This window comes from Nocardia sp. NPDC004582 (genome assembly GCF_053602115.1).
The window spans coordinates 1-7,933 of record NZ_JBSGCY010000213.1 but is presented as its reverse complement, the minus strand read 5'-3'; the positions used below and the strand labels follow the sequence as shown (position 1 = coordinate 7,933).

The 7,933-nt window shown below is 70.6% G+C and carries 6 protein-coding genes; 3 read left to right on the top strand and 3 right to left on the bottom strand.

What is annotated here, in order from left to right:
- The coding region (locus tag ACWELJ_RS32310; RefSeq protein WP_452369869.1) for an aminotransferase class I/II-fold pyridoxal phosphate-dependent enzyme at positions 1–838 on the bottom strand (838 nt) is incomplete at its 3' end.
- 105 nt (positions 839–943) lie between these two features.
- On the opposite strand from ACWELJ_RS32310, the gene ACWELJ_RS32305 reads away from it, so the two are divergent.
- Entirely contained in the window at positions 944–1,237 is a 294-nt protein-coding gene (locus tag ACWELJ_RS32305; RefSeq protein ID WP_357095160.1) for a hypothetical protein, read from the top strand.
- Positions 1,238–1,266: 29 nt separating this feature from the next.
- Here the strand turns inward: ACWELJ_RS32305 and ACWELJ_RS32300 are convergent, their stop codons facing one another.
- Positions 1,267–2,559 carry an adenosylmethionine--8-amino-7-oxononanoate transaminase gene (locus ACWELJ_RS32300; RefSeq protein ID WP_452369870.1) on the bottom strand — a complete coding sequence of 431 codons (1,293 nt, stop codon included), beginning with the start codon at positions 2,557–2,559 and terminating at the stop codon, positions 1,267–1,269.
- 97 nt (positions 2,560–2,656) lie between these two features.
- On the opposite strand from ACWELJ_RS32300, the gene glgX reads away from it, so the two are divergent.
- Together glgX and treY are read left to right on the top strand one after the other, a co-directional pair.
- A complete protein-coding gene (glgX, locus tag ACWELJ_RS32295; RefSeq protein WP_452369868.1) occupies positions 2,657–4,768 on the top strand; it encodes a glycogen debranching protein GlgX in 2,112 nt (703 codons plus the stop codon).
- Positions 4,769–4,779: 11 nt separating this feature from the next.
- Positions 4,780–7,188, top strand: coding sequence for a malto-oligosyltrehalose synthase (gene treY / locus ACWELJ_RS32290; RefSeq protein ID WP_452369867.1), 2,409 nt, complete (start codon positions 4,780–4,782; stop codon positions 7,186–7,188).
- 198 nt (positions 7,189–7,386) lie between these two features.
- On the opposite strand, the gene ACWELJ_RS32285 is transcribed toward treY, so the two are convergent.
- Positions 7,387–7,933: peptidoglycan-binding domain-containing protein (locus tag ACWELJ_RS32285; protein ID WP_452369866.1), on the bottom strand; the 547-nt coding region annotated here is incomplete at its 5' end.

Genomic DNA, 7,933 nt, shown 5'->3' with positions numbered 1-7,933 from the left:
GCAGCAGCGTCAGCGCCGCCCGGGCCGCGCCCACGGCCGCCGGGGCCAGCCCGGTGTCGAAGATGAAGGTGCGGGCCGCGTCGATCAGATGCGCGCGCACCCGCTCGCTGCCCAGCACCACACCGCCTTGGGCGGCAAAGGCTTTGGACAGGGTCGCGGTGATGATCAGGTCGGGTTCCCCGGCCAGCCCGCACTCGTGCACCAGGCCGCGCCCGCCGTCGCCGCGCACGCCCAGCCCGTGCGCCTCGTCCACGATGAGGACCGCGCCATTGGCCCGGGTGACGCGATGCAGTTCGGTGAGCGGCGCGAGGTCGCCGTCGGCGCTGAACACCGAATCGGTGAGCACCAGCGCGCGCTCCTCGGTCCGTTGCGACAGCAGCCGATCCACCGCCGCCGGATCCCGGTGCGGCGCGATCGCCACCCGTGCCCGCGACAACCGGCAGGCGTCCACCAGCGAGGCGTGGCTGCCCTCGTCCGAAACCACCAGCGCCCCACGCCCGGCCAGCGCGGTGACCACGCCCAGGTTGGCGGCGTAGCCGGAGGCGAACACCAATCCGGCTTCCGCGCCCACGAATTCGGCGAGTTCGGTTTCGAGGAGCTCGTGTTCGAGGGTGGTTCCGGTGACCAGTCGCGAACCGGTCGACCCGGTGCCCCAGGTGCGCACCGAGGCGACGGACCCCTCGATCACCTCCGGGTGGCGGACCAGCCCGAGGTAGTCGTTGGAGGCCAGGTCGATGCTCGCCGCCTCGGGGGTCCGGGGACGCAGGGCGCGGCGCAGCCCGGCGTCCACGCGTTCGGCGGCGCGGGTGTCGAGCCAGCTCAAGGGATCGGCAGTCACAGCTCGGAAGCATACTTGAACGCCGTTCAGGAGGCCATGGGTGTCGGTGGACGGCGCTATGCTGGAGGATCGTAAGGAGGCTGCGCGATGCCACGATGGGCAATAGTGGTCGAGCAGACGACCGGCTTCGGCGACTCCAAGACCTGGAGTCCGAAGATCCTCACCGAGGTGGTGGGAACCCGCGAGCAAGCCCTCGCGAAGGTCCCGGACCTCGTCTCGAAATTCATTCCCGATCATCCGAAGTTGATCAGCCGCCGCACGATTCTGCGCGACGGCGACACCTTCATGCTGATCGCACGTGGCTGGTCCGATGACTATCACTGCGTGTTCAAGGTCTGGGAAGTCCTGTCAGACAGCGACAATGCAGACAAAGCACGCGAGAAACGGGCCAACCGCTAGGAATTCGGCAGCCCGGCGGTAGTCCAGGATCAGGCCGCGGCGGCCGCGAGCATGGCGGCGGTGATCCGGCGGACGTCCTCCGAGGTGCTGATGAACGGGGGCATGGCATAGACCAGGTTGCGGAAGGGCCGCAGCCAGGCTCCCGCGTCGACGGCGGCGTGCGTCGCCGCGCGCATGTCCACCGGGTGATCGAGCTCGATCACCCCGATGGCCCCGCGCACCCGCACGTCGGCGACGCCGGGCAGGTCCCGCGCCGGGGCCAGACCGGAGTTCAGCTCGGCCTCGATCCGGGTGACCTCGCCCCGCCAGTCGCGCGAGAGCAGCAGTTCGATCGAGGCCACCGCCACCGCGCAGGCCAGCGGGTTGCCCATGAAGGTCGGGCCGTGCATCAGCCCGCCGTGCGAACGGCTGATGGTCTCGGCGATCCGCGTGGTGGTCAGCGCCGCGGCCAGGGTCAGGTAGCCGCCGGTGATGGCCTTGCCGACGCACATCACGTCGGGGCGCACGCCGGCCTGGTCGGCGGCGAAAAGCGTTCCGGTGCGGCCGAATCCGGTGGCGATCTCGTCGAAGACCAGCAGGACGTCGTGCTCGTCGCAGAGGCGGCGCAATTCGGTCAGGTAGCGCGGGTCGTGGAAGCGCATGCCGCCCGCGCCCTGCACCACGGGTTCCACGATGACGGCGGCCAATTCGTGCGCGTGCCCGGCGATGGTCCGCTCGAGTTCGGCGACGTACTCGGGCCGGAAGTCCGCCGGGGGCGCGCTCGCGAAGATCTGCGGGACCAGCACGTCCGACCACAGCGCATGCATGCCGCCCTCCGGGTCGCACACGCTCATGGGGGTGAAGGTATCGCCGTGGTAGCCGCCGCGCCAGGTCATCAGCCGATGCTTCCCGGGCCGGCCCAGCGCGCGCTGGTACTGCAGGCACATCTTCACCGCGACCTCGACCGACACCGAGCCGGAGTCGCAGAGGAACACCTTGTCCAGACCCTCGGGGGTGAGCTCGACCAGCAGCCGTGACAGTCGCGCGGCGGGTTCGTGGGTGAGGCCGCCGAACATGACGTGACTCATCTTGCGCGACTGCGCCAGCAGCGCCGCGTCCAGCACCGGGTGCTGGTACCCGTGCACGGCCGCCCACCAGGAACTCATGCCGTCCACCAGTTCCCGCCCGTCGGCCAGGGTGAGCCGGGTGCCCGACGCCGACGCCACCACCAGCGGTTCGGTGCCGGCCGGGAAGCCGCCGTAGGGATGCCACACGTGGGCGGCGTCGAGGGCGGTGATCTCGGCGGGCGAGAGCGCGGCCGAGGCCGTCAGGGGGTCGGTCAATGCCACAGGTGGTCCTTCGAGGAGCGGGCTTGAACGGCGTTCAAGTTACCAGAACCGCCACACCACCCGGCCGGCGCGGGCCGATAGGGTGCCCGGTATGGCTCCCGCGATTCCCGGCACCGCCGGGCTCGGTGTCTGGCCGGGGACCGCCTATCCCCTGGGCGCGACCTACGACGGCGCCGGGACGAACTTCTCGGTCTTCTCCGAGGTGGCCCGGCGGGTGGAGCTGTGCCTCGTCGACGCCGAGCACCGGGAGACCCGGATCGAGCTCGAGGAGGTCGACGGGTACGTCTGGCACGCCTACCTGCCCGGGATCGGACCCGGGCAGCGCTACGGATTCCGGGTGCACGGGCCCTTCGAACCGGCGCGGGGATTGCGGTGCGACCCGAGCAAACTGCTGCTCGATCCATACGGCAAGGCGTTCGAGGGCGACTTCGGCACCGCCGTCGCGCCCTACAACTACGGGCAGAACTCGCTGGGCCACACCATGACCGGGGTGGTCGTCAACCCCTGGTTCGACTGGGCCGACGACCGCGCGCCGAAACGGCCGTACCACGAGACGGTCATCTACGAGGCGCACGTCAAGGGCATGACGGTCACCCACCCCGAGGTGCCGCCGGAGCTGCGCGGCACCTTCGCGGGCATGGCGCATCCCGCGATCATCGACCACCTGCGCGGACTCGGCGTCACCGCCGTGGAGCTCATGCCGGTGCACCAGTTCCTCGACGACCGCATCCTGCTGGACCGGGGCCTGCGGAACTACTGGGGCTACAACAGTTTCGGCTACTTCGCGCCGCACCGGGGCTACGCCGCGGGCGCCTCCCCCGCCGCCGCGGTCCCCGAATTCAAGGCCATGGTGCGCGCCTTCCACGCCGCGGGCATCGAGGTGATCCTCGACGTGGTCTACAACCACACCGCCGAGGGCAACGAGTTCGGGCCGACGCTCAGCTTCCGCGGCCTCGACAATGCCGCGTACTACCGTCTGGTGGACGGTGATCCGCAGCATTACATGGACTACACCGGCACCGGCAACAGCTTCAACATGCGGCACCCGCACGCCTTGCAGCTGATCATGGATTCGCTGCGGTACTGGGTGCTCGACATGCACGTGGACGGCTTCCGTTTCGACCTGGCCGCCACCCTGGCGCGCGAATTGCACGATGTGGACCGGCTTTCCACCTTCTTCGACATCGTGCATCAGGATCCGGTGGTGAGCCAGGTCAAGCTGATCGCCGAACCCTGGGATGTCGGGGAGGGCGGCTACCAGGTCGGCAACTTCCCGGTCGCCTGGACCGAATGGAACGGCAAATACCGTGACACCGTGCGGGATTACTGGCGCGGGCAACCGGCCACCCTGGGCGAGTTCGCGTCCCGGCTCACCGGCTCCTCGGACCTGTACGAGGCCACCGGCCGCCGCCCCGGCGCCAGCATCAACTTCGTGACCGCGCACGACGGGTTCACCCTCGCGGACCTGGTGTCCTACAACGAGAAACACAATGACGCCAACGGCGAGGGCAACCTCGACGGCGAAACCTACAATCGCTCCTGGAACTGCGGCGCCGAAGGCCCCACCGACGACCCGCGGATCCTGGCCCTGCGGGCCCGGCAGCGCCGCAATCTGCTCGCCACCCTGATGCTCTCGCAGGGCACCCCGATGTTGTTGCACGGCGACGAGTTCGGCCGCACCCAGCACGGCAACAACAATGTCTACTGTCAGGATTCGCCGCTGTCGTGGATGGACTGGACCCGCATGGACACCGAGGCCGAGTTGCTCGAATTCACCAGGCGCACCGTCGCGCTGCGCGCCGCGCACCCGGTGTTCCGGCGGCGGCGCTTCTTCGATCCCGCGCCCGCGCCGGACGGGCCCGGTGACATCGCCTGGTTCACCCCCGGCGGCGCGGCCATGACCGACGCCGACTGGGAGACCGGTTTCGCGCGTTCGCTGGCGGTGTTCCTCAACGGCGACGGCATCGGCGAACCCGGGCCGCGCGGGCAGCGCGTCACCGACGACTCGTTCCTGCTGTGCTTCAACGCCCACGACGCGGCCCTCGACTTCACCGTGCCCGACGCCCGGCACGGCGAGGCCTGGACGGTGGCCCTGGACTGCTCCACCCCGACCGGCGAACCGGCAGGCAGCGACACCCTCGGCGCGTCGGCCACGGTGCAAGTGCCCGCACGCTGTCTCGTCGTACTGCGCCGTACGGCATGATCGGTAGCGACATGACCAGCTCGCCCGAACACACCACCGGACCCATCGCCCGCCAGACGCCGGTGCGCAGCACCTACCGCCTGCAACTGCGACCCGACGCGCTCACCTTCGCCGATGCGCGCGGTATCGCCGAATACCTGCAGCAGCTGGGCATCTCGCATCTGTACCTGTCGCCCGTCATGAGCGCGGCCCGCGGCTCCACCCACGGCTACGACGTCATCGACCCGACCACGGTGTCGGCGGGGCTGGGCGGGCCGACCGGGCTCAAGGCGCTCTCCGACGAGGTGCGCAGCCGCGGTATGGGACTCATCGTCGACCTGGTGCCCAACCACGTGTCGGTGGCCGATCCGCGGCAGAACCAGTGGTGGTGGGAGGTGCTGCGGGACGGCAAGGATTCCCCGTACGCCACCTGGTTCGACATCGACTGGACACCCGGCAACGGCGCGGGCGGGCGGATCGCGCTGCCGGTGCTGGCCGGGGAGAACGATCCGGCCGCGCTGACCGTGGACCGGTCCGGGCCCGAACCCATGCTGGCGCTGCACGATATGCGCTTCCCCATCGCGCCGGGCACCGACGGCGAGAACGCGCTGCGCATCCACGACAAACAGCACTATCGGCTGGTCAACTGGAAATCCGGGCTGTGCGGGTACCGGCGCTACTTCACCGTCGGCGGGCTGGCCGCGCTGCGCCAGGAGGACCCGGCGGTCTTCGAGGCCACCCATCGCGAACTGGCCGCCTGGTGCGAGCACGACCTCATCGACGGTGTGCGCGTGGATCATCCCGACGGGCTGGCCGAGCCCGCGCAATACCTGCGGCGGCTGCGCCGGCTCATCGGGCCGCAGCGGCTGCTGCTGGTGGAGAAGGTGCTCTCCAATCGCGAACCCCTCGACGCCACCCTGCCCATCGACGGCACCACCGGCTACGACGCGCTCGCCGACATCGGCGGGGTGCTCATCGACCCGGACGGGGAGAAGCTGCTCACCGATCTGTCGCGGCAGTTCACCGGGCACGGCAGCGACCGGGCCTGGTTCACCGAGCAGGAGCACCGGATTCGGCGGGCCGTGGCCGAGACCATGCTGGTGCCGGAGGTGCGGCGGCTGGTGGCGGCGGTCAAACGCGACGCCCGCGCCGACGTGTTCGACACCATGGCGCTCACCAACGCTGCCATCGAGGTGCTGTCGTTCATGCCGGTGTACCGCACCGACTACGCGCCGCTGGCCGGGATGGTCGGCGCGGTGGTCGCGGAGGTGGCGCGCCGCAATGCCGAACTCACCGCGCCGCTGCAGGTGCTGGTGACCGCGCTCGCCGTGGGCGGTGAGGCCGCCACCCGCTTCCATCAGGTGGGCGGGGCGATGAGCGCGAAAGCGGTGGAGGACACCATGTTCTACCGCGCCGCGCGGCTGGTGTCGCTGCAGGAGATGGGCGCGGATCCGGCCCGGTTCGGCTGCTCCCCCATCGAATTCCATCTCGCCAACGCCGAGCGCGCGGCCCGCTGGCCCGCGACCATGACCGCGCTGTCCACCCACGACACCAAGCGCGGCGAGGACGTGCGCGCCCGTATCGGCATGCTCTCGCAGGTGCCCGACATCTGGGCGCGCTCGGTCACCACCTGGGAGGAGATCGCGCCCGGGCCCGACGGCGCGACCACATTGTTCCTGCTGCAGAACATGTTCGGGGTGTGGCCCGCCGACGGGCGGCCCGCCGCGAGCGTGCCGGGGCTGCGGGAACGGCTGCACCAGTTCGCGGAGAAGGCGGTCCGCGAGGCGGGGACCCAATCCTCGTGGGAGGAACCCGATATCGAGTTCGAGACGGCGGTGCACCGCTGGATCGACACCGTCCTCGACGGACCGGTCGGCGCGGAACTCGGGGAGTTCGTCAACGATCTCGCCATCCACGCCTGGACCGACTCCCTGGCCCAGAAGCTGCTGCAGCTGTGCGGCCCCGGCATCCCCGACATCTACCAGGGCTGCGAGCTGTGGGAGGACTCGCTCGTCGACCCCGACAACCGCCGCCCGGTCGACTTCACCCACCGCTCGCTGCTGCTGCAATCCCTCACCGGCACCCCGGATCTCGACCCCACCGGCGCGGTCAAGATGTGGATCGCCGCCTACGCCCTGTGGCTGCGTCGCGAACGCCCCGACTGCTTCGTCGGCGGCACCTACACCCCGCTGTTCGCCTCCGGCGACCGCGACCACCACCTGCTGTCCTACGCCCGCGGCCGCACCGGCGAAACCCCCGAGGTCATCGTCGCCGTCACCCGCCACAGCATCCGCCTCGACGAGGCGGGCGGCTGGGGCGACACGGTCCTCGACCTCCCCCAGGGCCACTGGACCGACCGCCTCACCGGCCACACCTTCTCCGGCCGCGCCCGCCTCGAGAAACTCTTCGCCCGCCTCCCGGTCGCGCTGCTGGTGCGCTGACCGCCGCCCCGCCCAACCGGGGACAACCGCCGCGATAACCGCGGTGGGCAGGTCGGTCCGCACGCTCGGAAACCGACTGCGCGGCAAGCGGCTCGGGCGCACACTCTGTCCACGGAGACCGGCCTTGCCAGAGCTGTCGGACGGCTGCGAGCCGAAGACGCTGTCGCGAGCGGAAGCGCGCTCGCTCGCCCCGGGTTCTCAGATACCGACTGTGCGGCAGGGTGGTTGGAGAGTGCCGTCGGCGGCGGTGGTGGGCCAGGTCATGGCGGCGGAGGTTTGGGGGCCGAAGACGCCGTCCTTGGTGATGGTGTGGCGGTCCTGGGCGGCGAGGACGGCGCGCTGGGTGTCGGGGCCGTAAATGCCTTCGGGGTCGTTGATTTCGGCTCGATAGCAGACGCGGAGGGCGGCTTGGAGGGTGGTGACGCCGGCCAGCGGGCCCTGGGCGGCGTCCTTGGTGGACAGCACGCAGCGGCGACCGCCGTCCGCGGTCGCGGGGACGATGACGGGGCGGTCGGCGGTCTGTGCGACGGTGACCGTGTACTGGCAGCGGGCCGTTATGGGGGCGGATGGCGCGGTGGATTCGGGACGGGCCTGGGAGCCGGAATCCCAGCGCAGCACACCGGCGATCACCGCGGCGCCCAGGACCGCGCCGACCGCTCCGACGGCGGCGATGCGCCACCAGGCCGATCGGTTCGCGTTTCTCTTCCTCGGCTCGGGTTTCGGGCATCTGGCGCAGCGTGCGTCG

Coding starts and splice junctions, on each gene's coding strand:
- treY (WP_452369867.1), top strand. CDS start 4,780: ATGACCAGCTCGCCCGAACACACCACCGGACCCATCGCCCGCCAGACG.
- glgX (WP_452369868.1), top strand. CDS start 2,657: ATGGCTCCCGCGATTCCCGGCACCGCCGGGCTCGGTGTCTGGCCGGGG.